Source organism: Pseudomonas sp. PAGU 2196 (assembly GCF_022179005.1).
GTDB lineage: Bacteria > Pseudomonadota > Gammaproteobacteria > Pseudomonadales > Pseudomonadaceae > Aquipseudomonas > Aquipseudomonas kermanshahensis.
Genome location: NZ_BNTL01000003.1, coordinates 180,128 through 204,249, shown reverse-complemented (window position 1 = coordinate 204,249; position 24,122 = coordinate 180,128). Strand labels below are relative to the sequence as shown.

The following is a 24,122-nucleotide window of genomic DNA, read 5'->3' as shown; positions in this document are numbered from 1 at the left end:
CGGGTTGGGCAGCCGGCTCGAGGTCGATCAAGAACGTGCCGTTCGCCAAGACGGTGCCGGTACCAACGCCATTGCCATTGGCATCCCGTACTTCCACCGTCGCCCCGGCTTCGCCGCGACCACTCAATACCAGGCCACCAGTGCCGACCACGATGTTGCTGACGGCATCAGGCGGAGTAATGTCCGGTGCATCGAATTGCAGTGGGGTCGAGCTGTTGCCAGCGGCATCCACCAAGCGAACGTCCAAAGCTTCGCCATTGGCCTGAGCGGGTGAAAGGGTCAGGCTGAAGCTGCCATCTGCGCCAACAAGCCCGGTGCCAATCACGTTGCCGGCAGCATCGCGAACTTGAACGGTGGCGCCAGGCTCGCCGCGACCGGTGAGGGTCACGCCATCAGCCAGGGCCAGGTCAGTTGGCTGCGCAGGTGGCAGCAGGTCTTGGGAGGTGACCGAACCTGGCTGCGAAACATTGCCCGCGGCATCGGTCAGGGTCACTTGCAGGGTGCTGCCATCGATCACGGCAGGATCCAGGGTCAGCAGGAAGGTGCCATCTGCACCCACAGTGCCAGTCGCCAGCACATTGCCGTCGGCATCACGCACCTGAACCGTAGTCCCCGCTTCGCCTCGGCCAGTCAGTTGGTGGCCCGCGAGGCCAATCACCAAATCAACAGGCGCGTCAGGCGGTGTGGTATCGCCGCCGTCGATATCCGGTGCGGTAACGGAGCTGGCGGTGGAGGTATTGCCAGCGCTATCGGTAGCCGTGGCTTGTAGAACCTCTCCATCAACCTGAGGTGGATCGAGATTAATGCTGAACACGCCAGTCGGCCCGACCAAGGCGCTGCCCAGCTCGGTGCCATCGGCGGCGAGAATACGAACAGTGCTACCCGGTTCGGCACGACCGGTAACGACGGTGCCGTTGGCGCTGACGGCCAGCTCACTCGGCGCGGCAGGCGCGGTGATGTCCGGTGCGGTGATTTGTACCGGCAGGGACGACAGGCCGGTGTCATCGATGGCGACGACATCGAGCAGCTCGCCGTTGGCTTGTGGTGGATTGAGTTCAATGGTGAAGGTGCCGTCGGCACCGGCAATGGCGCTGCCGACCAGCGTGCCGTTGGCATCGTGCACTTCTACGCGGCTGCCCGCTGGTGCGGTACCGGTCAGGGTGGTGCCATCGGCGTCGATCGCCAGGTCGCTTGGGCTGGCCGGGGCTGTGGTCGTTGGTACGTCGTACTCAAGGGCAACCGAAGCGTTGCCGCTCGGGTCGGTCTGCACCAGGCTCAGGTGCTCGCCGGGTTGCGCTGCCGGGTCGAGGTCGATCAAGAACGTGCCATTGGCCAATACAGTGCCTGTGCCAATCACATTGCCGTTGGCATCTCGCACTTCCACAGTGGCCCCGGCTTCGCCGCGACCGCTGAGGACCAGCCCACCAGCGCCGACCACGATGTTGCTGACGGCATCAGGCGGAGTGATATCCGGCGCATCGAATTGTAGTGGGGTCGAGCTGTTACCAGCGGCGTCCACCAGACGAATATCCAGCGCTTCGCCGTTCGCTTGAGCCGGGGAGAGCGTCAGGCTGAAGCTGCCATCTGCGCCCACAAGCCCGGTGCCAATCACGTTGCCCGCAGCATCGCGAACTTGCACAGTGGCACCTGGTTCACCGCGACCAGTAAGGGTCACGCCTTCAGCCAGGGCCAAATCAGTCGGTTGCGCAGGTGGCAGCAGGTCTTGCGAGGTGACCGAGCCAGGCTGCGAAACGTTGCCCGCCGCATCGGTCAGCGTCACCTGCAGGGTGCTGCCATCGATCACGGCCGGGTCCAGCGTTAGCACAAAGGTGCCATCTGCACCCACAGTGCCAGTCGCCAGCACATTGCCGGCGGCATCCCGCACCTGCACGGTGGTACCCGCTTCACCACGGCCTGTCAGCTGGTGGCCAGCAAGGCCGACTACCAGATCCACAGGTGCATCCGGCGCCGTGGTATCCGGAGGCGTTTCAACATCCGGGGCCGTAATGCCAGCAGCCGGCGATGTATTGCCGGCTGCGTCCTGTGCGGTCACTTCCAATGCCTGGCCATCGGTCTGCGGTGGCTGCAAATTGATGCTGAACTGCCCGTCAGCCCCCGCCACCGCGCTGCCCAGCAATACACCACCCGCACCTCGCACCGCCACCGCCGAGCCGGGTTCGGCGCGGCCGGTGAGGGTGGTGCCCTGTTCGTTGATGGCAAGATCGGTCGGTGCCAGCGGTGCCGTTGCATCCGGGGCGGTGACGCTGCCGGGGGCCGAGACATTGCCCGCACCATCGGTCAGGGTGACTTCAAGGTTTTCGCTGTTGATCTGCGGGGGATTCAACGCAACGTTGAAGCTGCCATCGGCACCGACCGTGCCGCTGCCAATCAGGTTGCCCGCGCCGTCGCGAATATTCACCGTGCTGCCGGCTTCGCCGCGGCCCGTCAGGCGCAGGCCATCAGGGGACACCAGCAGGTCGATCGGCGTGGCCGGCGCCGTGGTGTCGCCTGGGTCCGAGCCACCACTGCTGCCACCGCTGCTGTTGTCGGCCGCCGCCGCCGCGCCGCCAATACCCAGTAGGCTGAGCCCGGCAATGGCCCAGGTCGGCATCGCGCTGCCCGCCACACCGATACCCGCGACCAGTTCATCCAGCGAGGCCACTTCGTCGAAAGTAAAGCCCGTAAAAGCCACCGCATCGTAGTTCGCATGCCACAGGGTGCCGTCCTCACCGACGAAGACGATGTCGCTGCCGACGCCGGCCTGATCCACGGCGAAGAAGTTGCCAATAGTGACCTTCTCGCCCGACTTCAGGGTGACGATCAGGTCTTGTCCGCGCTGGGTGACGGTTGCCACTTTATCGGGGGAAACCGGCATCTGCACGACGCCTGGCCCGTTGAGACTGACATTGCCCCAGGCACTTTGGGTGGCGACTGCGGATTGCTTATCGGCGACGACGATGTTGTCCATGGATGCTCCCTGCTGGTGTGCGGCTACACTGGCTCGACTTCAGCGAACCAGGGCCGGCGCAACGTCAATGCAACGTGTTGCGCTCAGCCTCGACCATGACGGCCGTGATACCGGTGGTTAGGGAGATATAGCAGCCCAGCGAGAAGCAACCAGATGGCTTTCTGGGTTAATCCTTTGGTAGGTAAGCCTCAGCGAAGCCCCAGCCGACGCGCCAGCCGACTGAGGTTGGCGCGGTCCAGGCCGAGTTCGCGCGCGGCGGCGGCCCAGTTTTCCGCATGCCTTTGCAGGCAGTTTTCGATCACTTGGCGTTGATAAAGGTCGACGGCTTCACGCAACCCGCCATCGGGCAGAGGGGCCTCCAGCAGGGGCGAGGGGGAGGGCAGCTGGCCCGATGGGGCAGCGGCGCGCAGGTCAAGGTCGATGGCCTCAAGGGTGAGGATGCGCGGCCGTTCCGGGTGCTGGCCGAGCGCCTTGAGCGCCGAGCGGCCGATCAGGTGTTCGAGCTCGCGCACATTGCCCGGCCAGTCATAGGCGAGCAGTGCAGCTTGGGCGTCGCTGCTCAGGCGCAGGCTGTTCAGGCCCAGGCGCGAACGGTTCTGTTCGAGGAAATACCCCGCCAATAGCAGCACATCGCGCCCACGTTCACGCAGTGGCGGAACGTGCAACGGGTACACGCTCAGGCGGTGGTAGAAGTCGGCGCGGAAGTTGCCATTGCGCACTTCTGCAGCCAGGTCGCGGTTGGTGGCTGCGATCAGGCGGACGTCGACCCGGTGTTCGCGGTCCGACCCCAGGCGTTGCAGCTGGCCACTTTGCAGCACACGCAGCAGCTTGGCCTGCACGGTCAGTGGCAGTTCGCCGACCTCATCAAGAAACAGCGTGCCACCATTGGCCAGCTCGAACTTGCCGAGGCGTTCGCCGTGGGCGCCGGTAAAGGCGCCGCGCACGTGGCCAAACAGCTCGCTTTCCACCAGGGTATCGGGCAACGCCGCGCAGTTGAGGCTGACCAGTGGTTTGTCGGCACGGTTGCTGGCCTGGTGCAGGGCTTGGGCGACCAGCTCTTTGCCAACGCCGGTCTCGCCAGTGATCAGCACCGTCAACTCGCTGCCGCCGACCAGGCGTATCTCTTCCACCAGGCGCTTGTGTGCCGCACTCTGGCCAATCAGCTCCTTGTCCTGGGCACTGGCCTGGCGGTAGAGCTCGGCGCGATGGTGTTCGTCCTCTGCGCGCAGGGCCAGGTGCTCGATACGCTCGGCCACGGTCACCGTGGCGGCAGCCAGGCTGGCGAAAGCCTGTAGCGCATCCAGCTCAAGGCTCTGGAACTGCCCGGGGGTCAGCGCGTCCAGGGTCAGCAGGCCCCAAGGGCGCTCATCGACCATCAACGGGCAGCCCATGCAGTCATGCACTTCAAGCGTGGCATCCGGGGCGTTGACCAGGCCGTCGTAGGGGTCGGGCAGTTCCGAGTCGCTGGCAAAGCGGGTGGGTTGTGGGCGGCTGAGGAGGATCTGGAAGCGCGGGTGCTCGCTGACCCGAAAGCGTCGGCCCAAGGTATCGGCACTCAGGCCGTCCACCGCCAGCGGCACCAGCCACTCACCGTCCAGGCGCAGCAATGCGGCGGCGTCGCACGGCAATAGCCCGCGCATGGCCTGAAGCAAGCGGCGGTAGCGTTCCTGGTCGCTCAGGTCGCGCGACAAGTCGCTGACCAGGGGGAGGAGGGCGGTGAGCAGTGGCTTTGCAGTCATAGGGACTCCTTTTGGTCATTATGACTATACGCCCGAGCGAGTCGTTTTGACATGACACGCGTCAACGCCCTGATTTTGCTGGGTATAAAAGTTGGCACGAATGGTGAAATACCCAAGGCAATCATTCGAAGCCATTAGGCTCAGGAGTCGTTGCAATGCTCACTGCCGAACAACGTGCAATCGTCAAAGCCACTGTCCCCCTGCTGGAAAGCGGCGGCGAAGCGCTGACCACTCACTTCTACAAGATGATGCTCAACGAGTACCCGCAAGTGCGTCCGCTGTTCAACCAGGCCCACCAGGCCAGCGGCGACCAGCCACGTGCGTTGGCCAACGGCGTCCTGATGTATGCCCGCCATATCGACCAGCTCGAACAGCTCGGCGGCCTGGTCGGCCAGATCATCAACAAGCACGTTGCCTTGCAGATTCTGCCGGAGCACTACCCGATCGTGGGCAGCTGCCTGCTGCGCGCCATTGAAGAAGTGCTCGGCAAGGACATCGCCACCCCAGAAGTGATCGCGGCCTGGGGCGCCGCGTATGGCCAGCTGGCCGACATCCTCATCGGCGCTGAAGAAAGCCTCTATAAAGAGAAGGAGCAAGCCGCCGGCGGATGGCGTGGTACCCGCGAGTTCCGCCTGGTACGCCGCGAGCAGGAAAGCAGCGAGATCGTCTCGTTCTACTTCGCCCCGGTGGATGGCAAGCCAGTGCTCAAGGCCGAGCCAGGGCAGTACATCGGCCTGCAGTTGTTCATCGACGGTGCCGAGCAGCGCCGCAACTACTCGCTGTCGGCCCTGTGCGACGGCAATGAGTACCGCATCAGCGTCAAGCGCGAAGCCGGTGGCAAGGTGTCCAACTACCTGCACGATGAACTGGTAATGGGCAAGACCCTGCAGCTGTTCCCACCTGCAGGCGACTTTACCCTGGCCGCCAGCGACAAGCCGCTGGTGCTGATCAGTGGCGGTGTGGGGATCACCCCGACCTTGGCGATGTTGCAGGCGGCACTGCAGACCCCGCGTGAAGTGCATTTCATCCACTGTGCGCGTAACGGCGCCGTGCATGCCTTCCGTGATTGGGTCGACGGCCTGGCCGAGCGTCATCCACAGCTCAAGCGCTTCTACTGCTATGCCGAGCCGCAAGGCGGCGCTGCGGCCGATGCCGTGGGCCTGCTGAGCGAAGACCTGCTGGCCGAGTGGCTGCCACGTGAACGTGACGTCGATGCCTACTTCCTGGGGCCTAAAGCCTTCATGGCGGCGGTCAAGCGCCAGCTGAAGGGCCTGGGAGTGCCGGAGCAGCAGAGCCGCTACGAGTTCTTCGGGCCAGCGGCAGCGCTGGAGTAAGCACCCAGCAGTCCTAGCTGTTGTAGGAGCAGCCTTGTGCTGCGCCTACCTGCTTATATAAAGGAGAGATGAAACAGTCCGCCAAGCTTTCATCTTTAATCCTCCTTTAATCACGGTATCCTTCACTCCCAGGTGTCGAGGGGCTTGCCCCTGCGCGGCACCCGGGTAGCCGCTTTTTTGCCGTGTGACGTTGAACCGACGTCACAATGGCCGGTCTCAGCCATCTCGGATAGCCCTGCGCAGTGCTATCACGTTGCCCCCTCGGCACGCTAAAGGCCCTGCCCAGCGTGTAGAATCGCGCACAGGCAGGCGGACCACGCGGCCATTCTCCATCGAAGGAACCGGCAATGAACGAACAAACATCGCGCCTGAATCGGGAACGGCGCTTTCTGGTGCTGCTGGGGCTGATCTGCCTGTCGCTGATCGGTGGCGCCCTTTATATGCAGGTGGTATTGGGCGAGGCGCCTTGCCCGCTGTGCATCCTGCAGCGCTATGCCTTGCTGTTTATCGCCGTGTTTGCCTTCATCGCCGCCGCGATGCCGGGGCGGCGCAGCCTGACGGTCTTCGAAGGCTTGGTGGTGCTCAGCGCCATCGGGGGAATCGTTGCGGCCGGCAACCATGTGTATATACTCGCCAACCCCATGGTCAGTTGCGGCATCGATACCCTGCAGCCGATCGTCGACGACCTGCCCCTGGCCAAGCTGTGGCCGCTGGCATTCCAGGTCGACGGCTTCTGCAGCACGCCATACCCACCGATCCTCGGTCTGTCGCTGGCGCAGTGGGCGCTGGTCGCATTTGTCCTGACGGCCATTCTGGTTCCGCTGGGCATCTACCGCAACCGACGTCAGGCTTAGACAAAAGTCCCGAATTGCATGAGGTCTTTTGCACGGCGTGAGATGCGCAGAAAGTTGCTCCCCGCTTGATCCAGATCAATCACAAAGCCTTGTAGAATGCGGCTTTGAGGGCTACCCGGCGGGGTGCGACAAACTGTCGCGAAGTTGATTCTTCGGGTCTCATTGTTACGTATTCTGTAAAAGACTGTTGCTCAATAAGTCATAGTCAAGGGTTGGCGACCTATCTACAATCGCCCCCAATTTCCGTTCGGCACTGCTTGCGAGTCGCAGGATTGAAGGAAGCCCCAGCGCTCCCTTTTGCTGACTTCGTCAAGTTTCGCCCAGCGGCGATACCGAGCGGACACCCCTCCGCGTTTTCCCGCACCAAATGGACTTGGTCTGAAGTACAGGCCTGTTGCCTACGAAACCATAAGCACCGCTAACACGCTTGAGCCAAGGTCCTGCAGTCGGACCCCAGGCAGGAGCGAGTACGGGCGCGAAATGCCGCACTTGGCAGGACGAAGTGTTGGCTACCAAAACACAAATTGCATTGAAGCAAGCTGATCTAGAGGTCGTGAGATGAGTAAAAAGCGTTACCCCAGACTGTTTGGCATATTGCCCTTTTTAGGCATGCTTTTACTCAGTGGGTGCAACTGGACCCTGCTCGACCCGAAAGGTCAGGTCGGCATTGAGCAAAAGAACCTCATCCTCATCGCTACCGGCCTGATGCTGCTGGTGGTGATCCCGGTCATCATCATGACCGTGGCGTTCGCCTGGAAGTACCGTGCTTCCAACAAGGCGGCCACCTACACCCCCGACTGGTCGCACTCGACCAAGATCGAGGCCGCGGTGTGGATCATCCCGATCATCATCATCATCGCCCTGGGTTATGTCACCTACAAGTCCACCCACAAGCTGGACCCGTATCGTCCGCTGGACTCCGACGTCAAGCCGATCCAGATCGACGTGGTCGCACTGGACTGGAAGTGGCTGTTCATCTACCCGGAGCAGGGCATTGCGACGGTCAACAAGATCAACTTCCCGGCTAACACCCCGGTCAACTTCCGCGTCACCTCCGACGCCGTGATGAACTCGTTCTTCATCCCGGGCCTGGGCGGCCAGATCTACGCCATGGCCGGCATGACCACCAAGCTGCACCTGATCGCCAACGAAAACGGCGAATTCGACGGTATCAGCGCCAACTACAGCGGCGCTGGCTTCACCGGCATGAAATTCAAGGCAACTGCAACTTCCCAGGAAGACTTCGACAAGTGGGTCGCCGAAGTGAAGCAGTCGCCGCTGAAACTGGGCAAAGCCGAGTACGAAGCTCTGGCCAAACCTAGCGAATACAACCCAGTCGCGCTGTACAGCGAGGCCCCGGCAGAGCTGTTCCAGTCCATCGTCGACAAGTACGAAGGCATGAACCGCGGCAAGCCGGTCCACGAAGAAGCAGGCAGCAAAGATCTGGCCACTACCAAGGGTGTGGAATCGAGTATGCAACCAGCTGCCGGTGCAGAGGAGTAAGAGATGTTCGGTAAACTAAGCCTGGAGGCGATACCCTATCACGAGCCGATAGTCATGGTGACGCTTGCCATGATCGCGCTCGGCGGTATCGCTGTCGTCGGTCTTATCACCTATTTCCGCAAGTGGACCTACTTGTGGAGCGAGTGGTTGACGACTGTCGACCACAAGAAAATCGGGGTGATGTACATCATCGTCGCGATGATCATGCTGCTGCGCGGCTTTGCCGACGCCATCATGATGCGTACCCAGCTGGCTGCGGCCACTGGCGGATCCGAAGGCTACCTGCCGCCTGAACACTATGACCAGATCTTCACCGCTCACGGTGTGATCATGATCATCTTCATGGCGATGCCGTTCTTCACCGGCCTGATGAACCTGGCCCTGCCTCTGCAGATCGGTGCACGTGACGTTGCCTTCCCGTTCCTGAACTCCCTGAGCTTCTACCTGCTGCTGGCAGGCGTGCTGCTGGTCAACATCTCCCTGGGCGTCGGCGAATTCGCCAAGACCGGTTGGGTTGCCTATCCGCCGCTCGCGGGTATTCAGTACAGCCCTGGCGTGGGTGTCGACTACTACATCTGGGCGCTACAGTTATCGGGCCTAGGTACGACGCTTACCGGTGTGAACTTCCTCGTCACCGTGATGAAGATGCGCGCACCTGGCATGAAACTGATGGACATGCCGATCTTCACCTGGACCTGCACCTGGGCCAACGTGCTGATCGTCGCTTCGTTCCCGATCCTGACTGCTGCACTCGCACTGCTGACTGTTGACCGTTATCTGGACTTCCACATTTTCACCAACGAGCTTGGTGGGAACCCGATGATGTACGTCAACCTGTTCTGGGCGTGGGGTCACCCTGAGGTTTACATCCTGATCCTGCCGGCATTCGGCGTGTTCTCGGAAGTGACTTCGACGTTCTCTGGCAAGCGTCTGTTTGGCCACCACTCGATGATCTACGCATCGGGCGCAATCGCCATCCTGGGCTTTGCCGTATGGCTGCACCACTTCTTCACCATGGGTGCCGGCGCGAGCGTCAACACCTTCTTCGGCCTGGCGACGATGCTGATCTCCATTCCGACCGGTGTGAAACTGTTCAACTGGCTGTTCACCATGTACCAGGGCCGTGTGCGTTTCACCGCACCGATGCTGTGGACCCTGGGCTTCATGATCACCTTCTCCATCGGTGGCATGACTGGCGTACTGCTGGCCGTTCCAGGTGCTGACTTCGTTCTGCACAACAGCCTGTTCGTAATTGCTCACTTCCATAACGTGATCATCGGTGGCGCGGTATTCGGCTACATCGCCGGTTTCGCCTTCTGGTTCCCGAAAGCCTTTGGTTTCACTCTGAACGAGAAGTGGGGCAAAGCTGCCTTCTGGTTCTGGATCTCGGGCTTCTACGTTGCGTTCATGCCGCTGTACGCCCTGGGCTTCATGGGCATGACCCGTCGTCTGAACCACTCCGACAACCCACTGTGGGAACCCTACCTGTACGTTGCCGTAGTCGGCGCCGTGCTGATCCTGTTCGGTATCGCTTGCCAGCTGATCCAGCTCTACGTTTCGGTCCGCGACCGCAACCAGAACCTGGACGTGACCGGCGACCCATGGGGCGGTCGTACTCTGGAATGGTCGACTTCGTCGCCACCTCCGTTCTACAACTTCGCCCACATGCCTGAGCAGGTTGGCCTGGATGCATGGCACGAAACCAAGGAAATCGGCGCTGCTTACAAGCCGGCAACCAAGTTCGACGCCATCCACATGCCGAGCAACACCGCTACCGGTTTGTTCATGGGCCTGTTCCTGACCGTCTTCGGCTTTGCCTTCATCTGGCACATCTGGTGGCTGGTAGGCGCGAGCCTGGTTGCAACCATCGCTGTCTTCGTTCGCCACGCTGCGCGTGACGACCAGGGCTACATGGTTCCGGCCGAAGAAGTGGCGCGCATCGAAGGCGAGCGTATGAAAGCGCTGGCCAAAGCAGGTGCTCTGCCTGCCGGCGCACGTGTCGAATCGTTTGAGCGGGTGTAATCAATGTCCAGTCAAGTAATCCACGGCGCTGCTCATGGTCACGACCATGGGCACGACGATCACCACCACGACTCGGGCCAGATGACCGTACTCGGTTTCTGGCTGTACCTGATGACCGACTGCATCCTGTTTGCGTCGCTCTTCGCTACCTACGCGGTGCTGTCCGGCAGTTTTGCCGGCGGCCCGTCGGGTCATGACATTTTCCAGCTCGACTTCGTAGCTGTTGAAACTGCCTTCCTGCTGCTGTCCTCGATCACCTTCGGCTTCGCCATGCTGAAGCTGTTCGATGGCAAGAAAGCAGGTGTACTGGGCTGGTTGGCCGTGACCTTCCTGTTCGGTGCCGGCTTCATCGCGATGGAAATCTACGAGTTCCATCACCTGATCGCTGAGGGCTTCGGCCCGCAGCGCAGTGGCTTCCTGTCGGCGTTCTTCGCGCTGGTCGGTACCCACGGTCTGCACGTGACTGCAGGTCTGATCTGGATGGCAATCCTGATGTATCAGATCAGCACCAAGGGCATTACCCCGACTGCCAAGACCCGCATGAGCTGCCTGAGCCTGTTCTGGCACTTCCTGGACGTGGTCTGGATCTGCGTATTCACCGTCGTCTACCTGCTGGGGGTTCTGTAATGGCTAACGCACACGACACTCATCACGAAGGTAATCACGGCAGCGTGAAGTCCTACATGATCGGCTTTGTACTGTCGATCATCCTGACCGCTATCCCGTTCGGCCTGGTGATGTACCCAAGCCTGCCGAAGAACCTGACCGTTCTGATCGTGGTCGCCATGGCTGTCATTCAGGTTGTAGTGCACCTCGTGTACTTCCTGCACATGGACCGCTCGAAAGAGCAGCGTTCCAACGTGTCGACGTTCCTGTTTACCACCATGGTAATTGCACTGCTGGTCGGCCTGTCGCTGTGGATCATGTTCAACATCCACATCGAAATGATGGCCAAGTGAGGTAAGACTGCATGTCCGTTAAGCACTTTATCCAAATCACCAAACCGGGGATCATTTTCGGTAACGTGCTTTCCGTGGCAGGCGGATTCTTCCTTGCCGCGAAGGGCCATGTAGACTTCGCCCTGTTCCTGGCGGTGGTGGTAGGTACTTCCCTGGTGGTGGCGTCCGGTTGCGTGTTCAACAACTGCATCGACCGCGACATCGACATCAAGATGGAACGTACCAAGAACCGCGTCATGGTCCAGGGCGGCATGTCGCTGCCCCTCGCGCTGATTTACGCCACCCTGCTTGGGGTGGCGGGTTTCAGCCTGCTGTATGTCCAGGCCAACCCACTGTCGGCGTTCTGTGCGCTGATCGGCTTCGTCGTCTACGTCGGTTTCTACAGCCTCTGGCTGAAGCGTAAATCGGTGCACGGCACCTTGGTCGGCAGCCTTTCGGGTGCCATGCCTCCGGTGATCGGCTACTGCGCCGTCAGCAACAGCTTCGACCTGGCTGCAGTGACCCTGCTGGTGATGTTCAGCCTGTGGCAGATGCCGCACAGCTTCGCGATCGCCATCTTCCGCTTCAAGGACTACAGCGCTGCCAACATTCCGGTTCTGCCGGTGGCTCGCGGTATTCTTGCTGCCAAGAAGCAGATCGTGCTGTACGTGCTGGCCTTTGTGCTCGCCACCCTGATGCTCACCCTCGGCGGTTACGCCGGCCTCAGCTACCTGGCCGTGGCAGCTGCCATGGGCCTGTATTGGCTGTACATGGCCTGGGGTGGCTACAAGGCCGAGGACGACAGCAAGTGGGCTCGCAAGGTGTTTGGCTTCTCTATCCTCACTGTCACTGCCCTGAGCGTGATGATGTCGGTGGACAGCCAGACCGCTGCGGACGTGCTGATGACCTACGCACGCTGATACCGCTGCCTGTTACACGAAAACCCCGGCCATGTGCCGGGGTTTTTTTATGGGTGTTCTGGGCAAGTCCCTATGCCCGTGTATAACCCTGTGGGAGCGGGCTTGCCCCGCGAAGAGGCCGGCCCTGAAAACACAAAATTCTAATTTTCAAAAAATACATCTGAAAAATTCTAATAAAACAGGAAATTGTCCTTTACAGATATCCTGTTTCGGCACTATCTTCTGATCCAGGCCGCCACATCGGCCAACGTCGCTCGGACGGTTCCGGGCGCTTACGTACTCAGAGGAAGCCATGGCCAACCCAGGTTCGCCGCGCCGCTTTGCGCGCATCGATCGTCTCCCCCCTTACGTCTTCAACATCACCGCCGAGCTCAAGATGGCCGCCCGCCGTCGTGGCGAAGACATCATCGACCTGAGCATGGGCAACCCCGATGGCGCGACCCCGCCGCACATCGTCGAGAAGCTGGTGCAGGTCGCCCAGCGTGAAGACACGCACGGCTACTCCACCTCCCGCGGCATCCCACGCCTGCGCCGGGCCATTTCCAACTGGTACAAGGAACGCTACGAGGTCGACATCGACCCGGAGAGCGAAGCCATCGTCACCATCGGTTCCAAGGAAGGCCTGGCCCACCTGATGCTCGCCACCCTCGACCAGGGCGACACGGTGCTGGTGCCCAACCCCAGCTACCCGATCCACATCTACGGTGCGGTGATCGCCGGCGCCCAGGTGCGTTCGGTGCCGCTGGTGCCGGGTGTGGACTTCTTCAATGAGCTTGAGCGGGCGATACGCGAATCGATCCCCAAGCCGAAGATGATGATTCTCGGCTTCCCGTCCAACCCTACCGCGCAGTGCGTGGAGCTGGACTTCTTCGAGCGCGTGGTGGCCCTGGCCAAGCAGTATGACGTGCTGGTGGTGCATGACCTGGCGTACGCCGACATCGTCTACGACGGTTGGAAAGCCCCGTCGATCATGCAGGTGCCGGGGGCCAAGGACATCGCGGTGGAGTTCTTCACGCTGTCCAAGAGCTACAACATGGCCGGCTGGCGTATCGGCTTCATGGTCGGTAACCCAGAGCTGGTCAACGCCCTGGCGCGCATCAAGAGCTACCACGACTACGGCACCTTCACGCCTTTGCAGGTGGCAGCCATTGCCGCGCTGGAAGGCGACCAACAGTGCGTGCGCGATATCGCCGAGCAGTACCGCCAGCGCCGCAACCTGTTGGTAAAGGGGTTGCACGAGCTGGGCTGGATGGTCGAGAACCCCAAGGCTTCGATGTACGTGTGGGCGAAGATTCCGCCGGAGTATGCGCACCTCGTCTCGCTGGAGTTTTCCAAGAAGCTGCTGGCTGAGGCCAAGGTGTGTGTATCGCCGGGCATCGGCTTTGGTGACTACGGTGACGATCACGTGCGCTTTGCCCTGATTGAGAACCAGGACCGTATTCGCCAGGCGATTCGCGGCATCCGCCAGATGTTCAGGGCGGATGGTTTGACCCGCAAGTAAACAGCGAGGGGCCGCGTGGCGGCCCCCGTTGTACCGTAGGGCGGCCTTCCGACTGCCTGCCGAATATTCACACCACTACCTTCAGCACTCATTTTCCTGTTCGGGTATTCAAATGAGTGTATTTACAGCGTATTTCTGCGGCACCGGTTCCCATCGCTTCGATGCTGCCAACCCCAATTTCTGGAACGGCGAGCTGGTCTCGACATTGGCCAGCAACGATCAGGGGCGCGAATTCGCCCACTGGATTGCGGTTGACGGGCCGGGTAGCGGCAACCTTCAGGATGACGAATTATTCGTTGAGCCAGGTGGCTACTTTAACTGGAGTGGTCAGTTGTTTGGCCGTGGTTGGGAAGAAAACGTGAGCCATGTGCTGAACGTGATCAAGGGTGAGAGCAGTTGGCAGCGCACCAAGCTCACTGAGGAAGCGTACACAAGTCTGAAAGACGCAGGCGTGCCGATCCCGGATGCGTCCGCCACGGCTTCCTGGTTCTGGCGCACTTATGACTACGGCGATCGCCACCCGACCCCGCAGGCGCTGCAGGAACAGATCATCAAGATATTCCGCGAACCGTGCTTGCCCACCCAGGTCAACCTGGTGGGCTGGAGCCGCGGCGGTATCAGTTGCCATATGCTGGCCAATGCGATGGCTGAAGATCCGGACTTGAAGGACATTCCGGTCAATATCTTTGCCATTGACCCCGTGCCCGGTGTCGGCAACGTGCAAGCCGAGCGGGTGAGCCTGGCGGGCAATGTCCGCGAATATGTCGGTTTCTATTCGCGTGACGAACGCTCCAGGGGCTTCGCCTGCGTGATCCCCGCCGTCGACCCCGGCACGCGCATGTGCATCTACCCGATGCCTGGCCGCCATGCCACCTTGGTGGGTAATGCATCGGCTGACGGGGCTGGCAGCGGCAAGGTGCTGGTCGAACCCGGCTTGATCGTGCGGCATTTCGCCGAAGTCTGTCTGACCCGTTGGGGTGTCGAACTGGACAAGCGCCTGGGGCTGGATGACAACCAACTGATGCAGCATCACTTGGCCATGGCGGCCGCCGATGAGCACTACCAGGCCATGCGCAGCCAGTCGTATACCGTCATCACCGAAGGCCAAAAAGACGACCGACTGGTGCACTGCGGCGAAACCCGCACACGCTTCAGCCAGGTGCGCAGCGACCGTTATGACCCTCGCGAAGGCCTTGGCCTGCAGCACTGGGATGCCAACACTTACAAGGCCCTGCGTTAGGCCGGGCAGGCGGGCAGCCGCTGTGCTGTTCGCCCGTTATTCGGGGGCGTGGGGTTAGCCGGATCAGCGGCAATTTTTTTTGCATTCCCCCTCTATCCAGCCGGCCCCGGTTGGAATGAAAATGGCGCCGCGGGCCCAGCCCCGATAACAACAACCTTCCCTCCGTGGCCTCATGTCCGAATATAACCCTTGCCTTGACTGCGGCGCCTGCTGCGGGTACTTCCGTGTGTCCTTCTTCTGGGGCGAATGCCAGTCTGCCGGGGGCGTTGTGCCTGACGACCTGGTGGTGCAGATCAACCCTACACGGGTCGCGATGATCGGCACCGATGCCAAGCCTTGCCGCTGCGTCAGCCTTGCCGGCGAGATCGGCAAAGAGGTGGCGTGCACCATCTACGCCAACCGCTCGAGCCCTTGCCGGGAGTTCGATGCGTCGTGGGAGGGCGGGGTGCACAACCCGAGCTGCGACGATGCACGCGCGGCCTATGGCTTGCCGCCTTTGACCCCGCCTGGGGCCAACGAGCCGCATTGGCCGGATGATGATGGGGCTGAGGTGGCCTGACCTTTTTGGGTCGCCTGTGCCGGCCCTTTCGCGGGGCAAGCCCGCTCCCACAGGACCGTTGCAAGACCTGTGGGCGAAGCAAGTCATCGATCCTGTGGGAGCGGGCTTGCCCCGCGAAAGGGCCATCAGCTGTAAGAAGATTCTGAACTTGAAACCAAATGCTTCAGGTTGGCGGGTCTTGGGAATTATCCTACGACCTCTGTCGGATGCCGTCTGATATGCGGGGGAATACCACAGCGGTAACGTCACGGTTCGCCTGAAATGGCGAGCGGCCGTGAGAAGCTGCAGTTACCCCTCAGTAATGGCTTTCTGTCATGGCGGCCGTGCGCGTGCAGACTTAGGTCTGGCCGCGGGAGCCTGAGGACGCGGTCTTCTCACCTCGCGTACGGCTGCCACCCAATCTGTGAGAAGGACGAGGTGGTTGCTAATCCGATAGCTTCCTCAGGAATATCTTTATGAAGAAGATCGTCCCAGACCCACCCACTTTCCCAATCCCTTACATCTCGATAATCGCCGACCTCTCCCATGCAGAGGCAAGGTCCCAGGCAGCCAAGCTCATGGGCAGCCTTTCCCAAACCATCGAGCTTTACCTCAAAGCCGAAGACAGCCTGCAACGCAGCGCCCTCCTCGAAAACATGTCCGCCCTGACCGAATTGCTTCATGCGCTGTTCGCCCACATAAAGGCGCAGGAGGCAGTGGAATGAGCAATCACCTGAAAACCCATACCACCGCTGGCGTGGAGACGTTTCTCGAATTGTTCCGCATCGAACCGGGCATCCCCCTTGATCACGCGTTCGACGAATTGTCTGTATTGCTGGGGTGCATACGCCACCTCAGCGAAGAGGCCGAGATGGAGGGCAACAAGGTTGCAGGCAGCGCTGCACGGATTCTCAGTGCCATGGCCAAGGCGCTGATCAACGACATGGAAATGGGGTTAAACCGGGGCGGTTGAGCCATTTTCAAACGCCTTACGCGGTGGCGAGTAACGGCTGATAGGCGCATGGCGAAAGGGCTGCAGCGTCCTTGAGATCGAGCGCCGCCCGCGCGGCGCTCGATTTGCGCCCCACCGCAAAACCCGAGCCATGCACCCAGTAGCCCTGACACAAGCCCAGCCCTAACCCCCAAAAAATCCCAAACACACGATAAAACCCAACGCATCCCCCAGCCGCCTCGCTTGACGTTAAACTGTCATCTCCCCAGCAATGGACAGGAGATCCGGCGTGACCCCACCCCGCAGTTTCCCCAGTGACCTCTGCCTCGACAGCCCCCGCCTACAATTGCGCCCGATGCGCCATGGCGATGCCGCGCAATGGCTGGCGATCATGGCCGACCCCGAGGTCATGCGTTATTGGCACCATGCACCCTGGCAAGACCTCGCCGAGGCCGAAAGCGCCCTGGCCGCCGACCGTGAAGCCTATGCCAGTGGCGACCAACTCAAGCTCGGCATGTACCGCCGTGACAACGGCGAACTCATCGGCATGGTCCAACTGTTCAACATCGATGACGTATCCCGCCGTGGCGAGATCGGCTATTGCCTGGCCAGCGCCGTACAGGGCAGGGGGTACATGGATGAGGCATTGACCTGCTTCATCGACTACCTCGCTCACACCCTGCACATGCGCCGCCTGGAGGGGGAGATCGACCCGCGCAACCAAGGCTCGGCACGCACGCTCGAACGCCAGGGCTTCGTGCTCGAAGGCACCCTGCGGGCACGCTGGTGCGTGGCCGGTGAGCTGTCCGACTCGGGCATCTATGGCCTGCTGCTGGAACCACCGGTTGCATAGTGTTATGGCTAACCTCGACTTTCATCGTCTGTTGTACATCACGCTACCGGTGGTGACCCTGCGCGGCACTTACTAAACGCCTGGAAGCGGGGCAGGGCCTGGGTTATGGTCGCAGCCTGTCCCGTTTCCCCAGGTGTGCCCCTTTGCCCGTTTTCTACCTGAGCATCAGCCTGTTCCTGTACCTGCTCGCGCTGTTTTTCGATGGCGTGCTGATGAGTGGCGACCGCCACATGCCCGCCCTGCAAATGTTGCTGTACGGGCCATGGGGCATGCCCTTCGGGTTGTATCAATGGTTTGCCAATCCGCTGCTGGCCGTGGCGATTCTTGCCCATCGACGTTTCCGTCGGTTGGCCTTGGCGTGCGGTGTGGCGGCGTTGTATCTGGCGGCCAGCAGTTTCGGAATCGACCGCCTGCCAGACAGCCAAAGCTACGCGTTTCATGACCGCACCGGTTTTGGTGCAGGCTTTTATCTATGGCTCATTGCGATGGTGGTGTTTTGCGCGGGCCAGGCCTGGCATTGCTGGAAGGCCCGCAGCGCCGACGACATGCCCGGATGGCGCTGGCTCGATGTGGCCTTGATAGCGGCGTTGGGTGTCGCGTTGTATGCCGCGACGCAGATGCCGTCGTTGCGTTTCGAGCCGAACAAGGTGCTGATGCCGCCGGAACAGCCACAGACATTTTGATATCCACAGGGGGAATATTCATGAACAGGTATCACCTGACGGGCCTGGCGCTGGCGTGTGTGCTGCCGCTGGCCATGGCCGAAGAAAATTCGCCGAGCTATGGCCAATGCATGGACAAGGCGTCCAGCACAGTGGCCATGAGCAGTTGCATCCAGGCCGAGACCCAGTTGCAGGACCAGCGCCTGAACCGGGTGTACAAACAGTTGATGGGCAAACTGGAGGCAGGGCAGCAGAAACGCCTGCGCGAGGTACAGCGCAAGTGGATCGCCTACCGTGATGACAACTGCACGTTCCACGTACAGGCCAGTGGCGGGACCCTGGCGCAGCTGGAAGGCGGCGTGTGCGTGATGGACATGACCCGGGACCGGGCGGCCGAGCTTGAGCGAGTACTCAGCCCGGGGCAGTGAGGTTGCCTGTTCCGGCCCAATCGCCGGCAAGCCGGCTCCCACAGATGCGGCGCTAGCCTTGGAGGCTACATAGTTCGGGTGGGAGCTGGCTTGCCGGCGATGGGGCGCGAAGCGGCCCCGGTTTTATTTGCGCGGTTCGCGCCGCGCGCGGGCCTTGAGGTATTCGCGCACCTCCACGGCATCCCCTGCAAACTCGATACGCTCAGCCTTGGCATCGCGCTGATAGGCATACATCGGGTCGTAATACTCCCTCAGCAACCCTTCGATCCAGCCCCGGTGCAGCTCCACCGCGCCGCTGCGCTGTTGCTCATCCAGGGCTTGTTGCAGGATGGCGGACAAGCGTTGGCAGCGTTCACCACCCAGGCGCTTGTGGATATTGGCCATGCTCGACAGCATGCGTTCGGCAAACAGTCGGCGGCCCTCTTCGTCGCCGTGCACATCGACGAACTCTGCGCTCAGGTTGACCACGTAATCGCGCAGGATACGTTCAACACGCTGCTCGAAACTGTCCTCCAGCCATACCAACGGGTACTGCTGCATGCCTTGGTACAACGCCAGCGGCACGGTGCAGCTGCCGACGATACGGCCTTCATCTTCGAGCACGAACTGCTCGATGCCACGCGCGCGCTTTTTCAGCACATCGATGGCCAGCTTGTTTTCGAAGCCGATTTGCGCGGGTTGCGCGGTGGCACGCTTGCCGAAGCTGGAGCCACGGTGGTTGGCATGGCCTTCAAGGTCCAGCCCATTGCTCAACTGGTGCAATACCTCCGTCTTGCCGGTGCCGGTGAGGCCGCCAATCAAAACGAAATCGCACTGCGCCACGGCCTGCTCAGTGGTGTCCAGCAGGAAGGTGCGCATCGCTTTGTAGCCGCCTTTGACCCGCGGGTAGTCGATGCCTGCTTCCTCGCGCAGCCACTGTTGAACGATCAACGAACGCAGGCCACCGCGGAAACAATACAGGTAGCCCTCAGGATGCGCCTTGGCGAAGCTGGCCCAGGCATGCAGGCGGTCGCGCTTGATCGCGCCACTGACCAGTTGGTGGCCAAGCGTGATGGCGGCGGCCTGGCCTTGCTGTTTGTAGCAGGTGCCGACCTTCTGCCGCTCCTGGTCGTTCATCAGCGGCAGGTTGACGACGCCCGGGAAGGCGCCTTTGGCGAATTCGATGGGCGCGCGCATGTCCATCATCGGCACGTCGTTCAAAAATAGCGGGCGAAAATCAGTACAGTCGGGACGCATCAGATCACCTCGACCGCGTTGCTCTGTCGCTCACCCAGCGTGCCGATGGGCGACAGTTGCAGGCCCAGTTCGGCCGCCACGGCCAGAAACTGCGCTTCACCCTCAGGGCTGACCGCCACCAGCAGGCCGCCGCTGGTCTGCGGGTCGCACAGCAGGTGCTTCTGCTCATCGCTCAGGGCGCCGATCTTGTGGCCGTAGCTTTCGTAATTGCGCAAGGTGCCGCCCGGGATGCAGCCCTCGGCCAGGTAGTGCTCGACACTTGGCAGGCGCGGTACTGCGGCGTAGTCCAGGTGCGCGGTGAGGCCGCTGCCTTCGGCCAGCTCCACCAGGTGGCCCAACAGGCCGAAGCCGGTGACGTCGGTCATCGCCCTCACACCTTCGAGCTTGCCGAAGCGGCTGCCGGGGGTGTTGAGGGTGCACATCCAGTCGCGCGCCAGGCCTTGGTCCTGCGCGCGCAGCTTGGCCTTTTTCTCGGCGGTGGTGAGGATGCCGATGCCCAGCGGTTTGGTCAGGTACAGGCGGCAACCGGCGGTGGCGGTGTCGTTGCGCTTGAGATGGCGCTTGCTGACCACGCCAGTGACGGCCAGGCCGAAGATCGGCTCCGGGGCGTCGATGGAGTGGCCGCCGGCCAGCGGGATGCCAGCTTCGGCGCAGACCGCACGCCCGCCGCGGATCACTTCGCGGGCGACTTCCGGCGGCAGCACGTTGACCGGCCAGCCGAGGATGGCGATGGCCATCAACGGGTCGCCGCCCATGGCGTAGATGTCACTGATGGCGTTGGTGGCGGCGATGCGGCCGAAGTCATACGGGTCATCGACGATCGGCATGAAGAAGTCGGTGGTCGAGACCACGCCGCGCTCTTCGTCCAGGGCGTACACGGCAGCGTCGTCGCGCGAAGCATTGCCGACCCAGAGGTTCGGGTCCAGGGCCTGGACGCCGCTTTCGGCAAGGATTACGTCCAGTACCTTGGGGGAGATCTTGCAGCCACAACCGGCACCATGGCTGTACTGGGTCAGGCGGATTGGCTCGCTCATACATACCTCAGCAGATCAAATTGTTGCGCGATTGTAGCAAAGCTGGCCATTGCGCCATGGGCACTTATACTTTTCACGGTCGGCACGGCTGCCGACCCTTTAGCTGCCAATGACCCGGAGATTGCCCATGCTCAAACGCCCTCTGGCGCTCGCCGCCGGCCTCGTGCTGTCCTGCTGTGCCGTTGTCGCCCAAGCTGCTGAAACCCTTCGGGTCAGTGCTATCCCCGACGAAGCGCCCACGGAACTACAGCGTAAATTCAAGCCGTTGGGGGAGTACCTGGCCAAGCAGCTGGGCATGGAGGTGAAGTTCGTGCCGGTCGCCGACTACCCGGCGGTGGTCGAGTCGCTGGCCTCCGACCGCCTCGACCTGGCGTGGCTGGGGGGGTTCACCTTTGTTCAGGTGCACTTGAAAGACCCGAACGCCACGCCGCTGGTGCAGCGTGAGCAGGACGCGCAATTCACGTCCAAGTTCATCACCGCCAACCCCAATGTGAAAAGCCTGGCCGACCTCAAGGGCAAGTCGTTCGCCTTCGGCTCCATCTCGTCCACCTCGGGCAGCCTGATGCCGCGTTACTTCATGCTCAAAGAAAACAACATCAAGCCTGAGGACTACTTCAGCCGTGTGGCCTACTCCGGCGCCCACGACGCCACCGCAGCCTGGGTGCAGGCCGGCAAGGTCGATGGCGGGGTGCTCAATGCCAGCGTCTGGCAAAAGTTGGTGGACGCCGGCAAGGTCGATACCAGCAAGGTGAAGGTGTTCGCCACTACCCCGACCTACTACGACTACAACTGGACCGTGCGCGGCAACATGGCGCCGGCACTCAAGGCGAAGATCAAACAGGCGTTCCTCGACTTGGACCCGGCCAACCCCGAGCACAAGGCGATCCTCGACCTGCAGGCTGCCAGCCGCTTTATCGAGACCAAGCCTGAGAACTACCAGGGCACCGAACAAGCCGCGCGTGAGGCCGGCCTGCTCAAGTGACGTCCGCTCCGGTGGCAATTCATCTGCACGATGCCAGCCTGCAGCATGGCCAGGTCCGCGCGCTCGACGCGATAAACCTGCGCGTGGAGCAGGGCGAGCGGGTCGCGATCATCGGCCCCTCTGGCGCTGGCAAGTCCAGCCTGCTGCACCTGATGGCCACTGCTATCCAGCCCAGTGCCGGGCGCCTGGCGCTGTTCGGTGAACAGCCCTGGCAGTTGTCTGGCAGGGCGCGTCAGCGCTTGCGGGCACGGGTGGGCTTGGTGCATCAGGCGCCGCCCTTGCCGCCGCGCCAGCGGGTTGTGACCGCAGTGCTGGCGGGGCGATTGGGGCAGTGGGGTATCGTGCGTGGCTTGTTCAATCTGCTGTACCCGACCGATGTGCCAGGCGTGCGCCAGGCATTGGCCGAGCTGGGGCTGGCTGACAAACTGTTCGTCCAGTGCGGGCAACTGTCTGGCGGCCAACTGCAACGGGTGGGCATTGCACGGGTGCTGTATCAACGCCCGGACTTGCTGCTGACCGATGAGCCCGTTTCGGCGATGGACCCGGTGCTGGCCGACCACAGCCTGGCATTGCTCAACCGCCACGCCCAGGCCAACGGTGTAACGCTGGTGGCCAGCCTGCATGCGGTCGAACTGGCGCTGGCGCACTTTCCACGGGTGATTGGCATTCGTGAAGGGCAGGTGGTGTTCGACAGCCCGGCCGAGGCGGTCAGCCCGCAAATGCTCGATGCACTCTATGCCAACGAACACTTGGCTTCGCCTCCCTTGCAGGGCCCTGCAGCAGTGCTGACGGTACAGATCCCGCGATGCTGAAGGCCCATGCCCGCGACCCGGCTGCCCTGCCACGGTTGCTGCTGACCCTGCTTGCTGTGGCGGTGTTATGGCCAGGCCTGCAGTTGAGCGAGCTGAACCCCGGCGTGCTGTGGCAGGCCGAGAACCGTCAGCAGATCGCCAGCTTCACCCAGGCATTCTGGCCGCCGGCGCACGATGCCGCCTTTTTGCAGTTGCTGTACGAAGCCACCTTGCAGACCCTCGCCGTGGCCACGGCCGGCATGACCCTGGCGCTGGTGCTGGCGGTACCTGCCAGCCTGCTGGCCAGCCGAGCCTTGTCGTTGCGCGCGGCCTCCCGAGGCGGGCGGGCCGGGTGGTGGTCGCGGGTGCTGCGGCTGCCGGTACGCGGGCTGCTGATCTTTCTGCGCAGCGTGCCAGAAATCGTCTGGGCCTTGCTGTTCGTGCGTGCCGTGGGGCTTGGGCCAACGGCGGGGGTGCTGGCCATCGCCATTACCTACAGCGGCATGCTCGGCAAGGTCTACGCCGAAATCTTCGAGTCGGTCGACCAACGCCCGGCCCATGCCCTATTGCAGGCCGGCAGTGGTCGGCTGATGGCCTTTTTCTACGGCATCCTGCCCAATGCGGTGTCGGAAGTGGTGTCGTACACGGTGTACCGCTGGGAATGCGCGGTGCGTGCTTCGGTAGTGATGGGGTTTGTCGGCGCTGGCGGGTTGGGGCAGCAGATCGACCTGTCGATGCGCATGTTTGCCGGCGCGGAGGTGGCGAGCATGCTACTGACGTTTCTGTTGCTGGTATCGCTGGCTGACCTGCTCAGCCGCTTTCTGCGAGGAAGGCTGGCATGAACCGGGCGATCAACCTGCTGGTGCTCGGCGTGATCATCGCAGCGGTGGTGGCCTCGTTCGCCTACCTGGAGCTGGGCCTGCACGCGCTGGTCGGTGATGGCGGGCTAGGGCAGATGGGCGAGTACGCGGGGCGATTCCTGCACCCGGACGTGACCGTCGAGCATTTGCGCGCGGTCTGGCATGGCGCCTTGGAGACCTTGGCGATGTCGGGCCTGGGGACTTTGCTGGCGGTGGTGCTGGGGATGCTGCTGGCGTTACCGGCGGCGGGCCGCTTCGGCTGGCCGCTACAGGCTGCGGCGCGTGTACTGCTCAATGCCTTGCGGGCCATCCCGGAATTAGTCTGGGCGGCGCTCACTGTGCTGGCCGCAGGGCTTGGCCCGAATGCTGGGACCCTGGCCTTGGCGTTACACACCGCCGGCGTGCTCGGCCGCTTGTTTGCCGAGGCACTGGAAAACGCGCCGGCAGAGCCTGCAGCAGCCATTCGCTTGCAGGGTGGCAGCCAGGTGGCGGCATTCTGCTTTGGTACCTTGCCTAACCTGTGGCCGCAGTTGCTGGCTTACAGCCTGTACCGCTGGGAGAACAACATCCGCATGGCCAGCGTGTTGGGGTTTGTTGGGGCAGGTGGGTTGGGGCAGATGCTCTACACCACCTTGAGCCTGTTCCAGGAGGCGCAAGCCAGCACAGTGATCATCGCCATGCTGGTGCTGGTGTTGCTGGTGGATGCCTTGAGTGATGTGCTGCGCCAGCGCTACGTGCGCGCCTGACTGGGGCTGCAGGGCAGCCCG

General features: G+C 62.0%; 23 protein-coding genes. 19 read left to right on the top strand and 4 right to left on the bottom strand.

The features are described from left to right. On the bottom strand, window positions 1–2,968 hold a 2,968-nt coding region (locus tag MFF34_RS04420), incomplete at its 3' end, for an Ig-like domain-containing protein (protein WP_238210505.1). A gap of 188 nt (window positions 2,969–3,156) precedes the next feature. After that, window positions 3,157–4,707 carry a nitric oxide reductase transcriptional regulator NorR gene (gene norR, locus MFF34_RS04415; RefSeq protein ID WP_238210503.1) on the bottom strand — a complete coding sequence of 517 codons (1,551 nt, stop codon included), beginning with the start codon at window positions 4,705–4,707 and terminating at the stop codon, window positions 3,157–3,159. Window positions 4,708–4,862: 155 nt separating this feature from the next. Here norR and hmpA point away from each other — a divergent pair, with 155 nt between their 5' ends. The 15 genes from hmpA (at window position 4,863) to MFF34_RS04340 (ending at window position 18,452) form a co-directional block, all read left to right on the top strand. Next, window positions 4,863–6,041, top strand: coding sequence for an NO-inducible flavohemoprotein (gene hmpA, locus MFF34_RS04410; RefSeq protein WP_238210501.1), 1,179 nt, complete (start codon window positions 4,863–4,865; stop codon window positions 6,039–6,041). 347 nt (window positions 6,042–6,388) lie between these two features. After that, window positions 6,389–6,895: a disulfide bond formation protein B gene (locus MFF34_RS04405; RefSeq protein ID WP_027595503.1), complete on the top strand. Its 507-nt coding sequence runs from the start codon at window positions 6,389–6,391 to the stop codon at window positions 6,893–6,895. A 558-nt stretch (window positions 6,896–7,453) separates the two neighbouring features. Beyond that, a complete protein-coding gene (gene cyoA, locus MFF34_RS04400) occupies window positions 7,454–8,398 on the top strand; it encodes a ubiquinol oxidase subunit II (RefSeq protein WP_027595504.1) in 945 nt (314 codons plus the stop codon). Window positions 8,399–8,401: 3 nt separating this feature from the next. Continuing rightward, a complete protein-coding gene (gene cyoB, locus MFF34_RS04395; RefSeq protein WP_027595505.1) occupies window positions 8,402–10,420 on the top strand; it encodes a cytochrome o ubiquinol oxidase subunit I in 2,019 nt (672 codons plus the stop codon). A gap of 3 nt (window positions 10,421–10,423) precedes the next feature. After that, window positions 10,424–11,047: a cytochrome o ubiquinol oxidase subunit III gene (cyoC, locus tag MFF34_RS04390; protein ID WP_027595506.1), complete on the top strand. Its 624-nt coding sequence runs from the start codon at window positions 10,424–10,426 to the stop codon at window positions 11,045–11,047. Further along, window positions 11,047–11,379: a cytochrome o ubiquinol oxidase subunit IV gene (gene cyoD, locus MFF34_RS04385; RefSeq protein ID WP_027595507.1), complete on the top strand. Its 333-nt coding sequence runs from the start codon at window positions 11,047–11,049 to the stop codon at window positions 11,377–11,379. Before cyoC ends, cyoD begins: the two co-directional genes overlap by 1 nt. A gap of 11 nt (window positions 11,380–11,390) precedes the next feature. Next, complete coding sequence (gene cyoE / locus MFF34_RS04380; RefSeq protein WP_027595508.1) at window positions 11,391–12,278, top strand: heme o synthase; 888 nt, start codon at window positions 11,391–11,393, stop codon at window positions 12,276–12,278. A gap of 292 nt (window positions 12,279–12,570) precedes the next feature. Then, a complete protein-coding gene (gene alaC / locus MFF34_RS04375) occupies window positions 12,571–13,779 on the top strand; it encodes an alanine transaminase (protein ID WP_238210499.1) in 1,209 nt (402 codons plus the stop codon). Between the two features lie 112 nt (window positions 13,780–13,891). Beyond that, window positions 13,892–15,019 carry a hypothetical protein gene (locus tag MFF34_RS04370; protein ID WP_238210496.1) on the top strand — a complete coding sequence of 376 codons (1,128 nt, stop codon included), beginning with the start codon at window positions 13,892–13,894 and terminating at the stop codon, window positions 15,017–15,019. A gap of 172 nt (window positions 15,020–15,191) precedes the next feature. Beyond that, window positions 15,192–15,578 (top strand): YkgJ family cysteine cluster protein, encoded by a 387-nt coding sequence (locus MFF34_RS04365; RefSeq protein WP_027595511.1) that lies wholly within the window; start codon window positions 15,192–15,194, stop codon window positions 15,576–15,578. A gap of 455 nt (window positions 15,579–16,033) precedes the next feature. Continuing rightward, entirely contained in the window at window positions 16,034–16,282 is a 249-nt protein-coding gene (locus tag MFF34_RS04360) for a hypothetical protein (protein WP_238210494.1), read from the top strand. Beyond that, a complete protein-coding gene (locus MFF34_RS04355; protein WP_238210492.1) occupies window positions 16,279–16,530 on the top strand; it encodes a DUF3077 domain-containing protein in 252 nt (83 codons plus the stop codon). The genes MFF34_RS04360 and MFF34_RS04355 overlap by 4 nt, the downstream gene beginning before the upstream one ends. A 268-nt stretch (window positions 16,531–16,798) precedes the next feature. After that, window positions 16,799–17,362, top strand: coding sequence for a GNAT family N-acetyltransferase (locus MFF34_RS04350; RefSeq protein ID WP_238210490.1), 564 nt, complete (start codon window positions 16,799–16,801; stop codon window positions 17,360–17,362). Window positions 17,363–17,505: 143 nt separating this feature from the next. Beyond that, on the top strand, window positions 17,506–18,045 hold the full coding sequence (locus tag MFF34_RS04345; protein WP_027595515.1) for a hypothetical protein: 540 nt from the start codon (window positions 17,506–17,508) through the stop codon (window positions 18,043–18,045). Window positions 18,046–18,065: 20 nt separating this feature from the next. Next, the gene (locus MFF34_RS04340; RefSeq protein ID WP_027595516.1) at window positions 18,066–18,452 is read left to right on the top strand and encodes a lysozyme inhibitor LprI family protein; all 387 of its coding nucleotides are present in this window, start codon (window positions 18,066–18,068) and stop codon (window positions 18,450–18,452) included. A 123-nt stretch (window positions 18,453–18,575) separates the two neighbouring features. Here MFF34_RS04340 and mnmH read toward each other — a convergent pair whose 3' ends face one another. Together mnmH and selD are read right to left on the bottom strand one after the other, a co-directional pair. Further along, window positions 18,576–19,688: a tRNA 2-selenouridine(34) synthase MnmH gene (gene mnmH, locus MFF34_RS04335; protein WP_238210483.1), complete on the bottom strand. Its 1,113-nt coding sequence runs from the start codon at window positions 19,686–19,688 to the stop codon at window positions 18,576–18,578. Continuing rightward, a complete protein-coding gene (selD, locus tag MFF34_RS04330) occupies window positions 19,688–20,722 on the bottom strand; it encodes a selenide, water dikinase SelD (RefSeq protein WP_238210481.1) in 1,035 nt (344 codons plus the stop codon). The genes mnmH and selD overlap by 1 nt, the downstream gene beginning before the upstream one ends. Window positions 20,723–20,849: 127 nt before the next feature. On the opposite strand from selD, the gene MFF34_RS04325 reads away from it, so the two are divergent. The 4 genes from MFF34_RS04325 to phnE are packed head-to-tail and all read left to right on the top strand — an operon-like array spanning window position 20,850 to window position 24,101. After that, on the top strand, window positions 20,850–21,704 hold the full coding sequence (locus MFF34_RS04325; RefSeq protein WP_027595519.1) for a putative selenate ABC transporter substrate-binding protein: 855 nt from the start codon (window positions 20,850–20,852) through the stop codon (window positions 21,702–21,704). 11 nt (window positions 21,705–21,715) lie between these two features. Next, window positions 21,716–22,516 (top strand): phosphonate ABC transporter ATP-binding protein, encoded by an 801-nt coding sequence (locus tag MFF34_RS04320; RefSeq protein ID WP_374707378.1) that lies wholly within the window; start codon window positions 21,716–21,718, stop codon window positions 22,514–22,516. Continuing rightward, a complete protein-coding gene (locus MFF34_RS04315) occupies window positions 22,510–23,337 on the top strand; it encodes an ABC transporter permease (protein ID WP_099428361.1) in 828 nt (275 codons plus the stop codon). Before MFF34_RS04320 ends, MFF34_RS04315 begins: the two co-directional genes overlap by 7 nt. After that, on the top strand, window positions 23,334–24,101 hold the full coding sequence (gene phnE, locus MFF34_RS04310; RefSeq protein WP_238210477.1) for a phosphonate ABC transporter, permease protein PhnE: 768 nt from the start codon (window positions 23,334–23,336) through the stop codon (window positions 24,099–24,101). The genes MFF34_RS04315 and phnE overlap by 4 nt, the downstream gene beginning before the upstream one ends. Window positions 24,102–24,122: the final 21 nt, after the last annotated feature.